Here is a 2,143-nt window from a genome sequence, read left to right as displayed (position 1 = left end):
CGCGACACTCTGTAGAGAAGGACCCAGGCCCCGATGAGAGCCGCGCCATCCGGCTGGAAGGTCACACGGAACCTCGGGTCGCCTGGCTTCACTGAGCTTGGCGCGGGGAAGACCCAGGTTTCGGCTTGCAGCCCCGTGTCCCGTGTACAGGACAGGCCCTCAAGGACCTGTCGGACGGGTTCGGCACCAGCAGCGCCGGTGGCAAGGCGGCTCGGGGCGGCCGACAACCTCATGAGATGGAACAGGACATAGACAAGACCTAGGGCGACCAGTCCCAGGCCGAAGCCGGACTGTTTAGCGGAGACGACCATCAAAAGAATCAGGAAACCCGCGGAAATCCACTCGTGCGCCCTGCGATGCGGCCAGAGGAAATAGAGCAGGGGGGGACGCTCTGGAGATCTGAGGTCTTGCGGTCGGACGCTCGCCTTCATGACCAACTCCACCTGAGGCTCAGGGGCCCACGCCCACGCTAAACATAGCCATGGGCCTTAAGGTTATTGAGAAGGAGATCAAGCAAAGGATGAGGCCCTGAAATCCGGACGCCTTCGTCTGTGAACTCGAGCTTCACCCCAGAATTGGACCAGATCAACCACCGTGGCAAAGGCGGAAGCCAGACTTCCGGCTCAACATCCGCCTCGCGCCTGTAGCCGAGGCGGCCAAGGCACAAACGCGCGTCGTCCAGGTTGAGACGCCGAGCCACGAAGTGGGCGGGAGATGTAATAAAGGCAACTGTATGGATACCGAGGTAGGCCGGACCGATCATGACAATCGGCGCCTCGAATCCAGACCTGAGAACCAGAATCGTCAGGACCGACATAAGGATAGCGGCAAAAAGGACTTGGTCATGACCGGAGTAGGGCCAGAGGAGGGACCTGAGCGTACCGCCTTTGCGGACTAAAAGCACACCGTCCGTTCGGCCATAGCGCAGTTTCTCTGTCACCCTGCTCCTGCCGCCCCCAAACTGCGGGAAATCTGGCGAAGAACGGCCCACGGCCCTTCCACCGCGCCGTTCGCTGGATCGAGGGTGACGTCGAAGCGGGGATCTGACGGCGTTACCCAAGGCAACGTCGGCACCCGCCAGGACTCAGGCTCCAGGGCGGCAACCTGCGTGTAACCCTTTTGAGAAAGGGCGCGCCTGACGGCCTCGATCGGCACGCCCGCCATGGCCAGACGCGCAGGATACATGCTCAGCGCACCCCAGTAGAATAACGACACGGACACGAGGCCCAGGAGCCAGAACCACAAGCGGAAATCACGTTCCCAAGCGTGGAGCGCAAGCAAGATGAGGAAGGCGATTACAGTCACGACGGCTCTTGGTCCTCGGCCGGGCCAGAGAAGCGCCCGCGCCAGGCCGCCCTTGAAGGTCAGAGCCATCCCCGGGTTCGAATTCGCGTGAAGCTCGACCAAGACCCGCCTCCCAGGACTTCCGGTCAAAGCGTGCTCCCATTCCGACGACGAGGCAACCCGGCGCCCTGTCCGGTTTGGCGCACCCGCCCACCTCCGCTACAACCCATCACATGACGGTCCGCGCGGTGCAGAGGCAGGTGGTGACGGAGCGGCTGGCGGGGCATCTGCTGGCCACGGGGCTGGCGCGCACCAGCGTCCGGCAGATGGCGGCGGCGGCGCAGGTCTCCGACCGGATGCTGCTCTATTACTTCAAGGACAAGGCCGAGGCCCTGGGCGAGGCCATGGGGCATGTGGTGGCCCTGTTGGGCGGGCGGCTGGAGGCGGCCCTGCCGGCGGGGGATCGGATGCCTCCGGAGCGCCTGTTGGCCGAGGCGGCGCGGGTCGCCACCGAGCCTGAGGTGCGCCCCTTCATGGCCCTGTGGATGGAGGTCATCGCCGCCGCCGCCCGGGGCGAGGCGCCCTATGCGGCCATCGCGGGGCAGGTTACCGCCGGTTTCCTGTCCTGGATCGAGACCCGGCTGGACATCGAGGATCCGGAGCGGCGGGCGGCCACCGCCGGGCTGATCCTGGCCACGGTGGACGGCCTGGCCCTGCTGGAGATCGGCGCCGGGGCGCCTGCTGCCCTGGCGGCGGCGGAGCGGGCGCGGGACGTGCGGTTCACGCCGTAAGGCAGACCCAACCGCCGTTGACCCCCTCACCCGGCTTCGCCGGGAGCTCCCCCTGATGGGGAGCAATT

The 2,143-nt window shown here is 65.7% G+C and carries 3 protein-coding genes; 1 reads left to right on the top strand and 2 read right to left on the bottom strand.

All coding sequences use genetic code 11. The features are described from left to right. Together WCJ52_RS12860 and WCJ52_RS12855 are read right to left on the bottom strand one after the other, a co-directional pair. Positions 1-431 (bottom strand): hypothetical protein (locus tag WCJ52_RS12860; RefSeq protein ID WP_336903699.1); only part of this gene is annotated, 431 nt, incomplete at its 3' end. A gap of 505 nt (positions 432-936) precedes the next feature. Further along, on the bottom strand, positions 937-1,407 hold the full coding sequence (locus WCJ52_RS12855) for a hypothetical protein (protein WP_336903698.1): 471 nt from the start codon (positions 1,405-1,407) through the stop codon (positions 937-939). A 110-nt stretch (positions 1,408-1,517) separates the two neighbouring features. Between WCJ52_RS12855 and WCJ52_RS12850 the strand changes: the two genes are divergently transcribed. Next, entirely contained in the window at positions 1,518-2,075 is a 558-nt protein-coding gene (locus WCJ52_RS12850) for a TetR/AcrR family transcriptional regulator (RefSeq protein ID WP_336903697.1), read from the top strand. Positions 2,076-2,143 lie beyond the last annotated feature (68 nt).

The sequence above is a fragment of the Phenylobacterium sp. genome, from assembly GCF_037138395.1.
In the GTDB taxonomy this organism is placed as follows: domain Bacteria; phylum Pseudomonadota; class Alphaproteobacteria; order Caulobacterales; family Caulobacteraceae; genus Phenylobacterium.
The sequence above is the reverse complement of the archived record's forward strand: the minus strand, read 5'-3'. Positions and strand labels throughout refer to the sequence as shown.

Bases quoted from the DNA above. Each gene is read 5' to 3' on its own strand.
- WCJ52_RS12850 (WP_336903697.1), top strand. From the start codon at position 1,518: ATGACGGTCCGCGCGGTGCAGAGGCAGGTGGTGACGGAGCGGCTGGCG.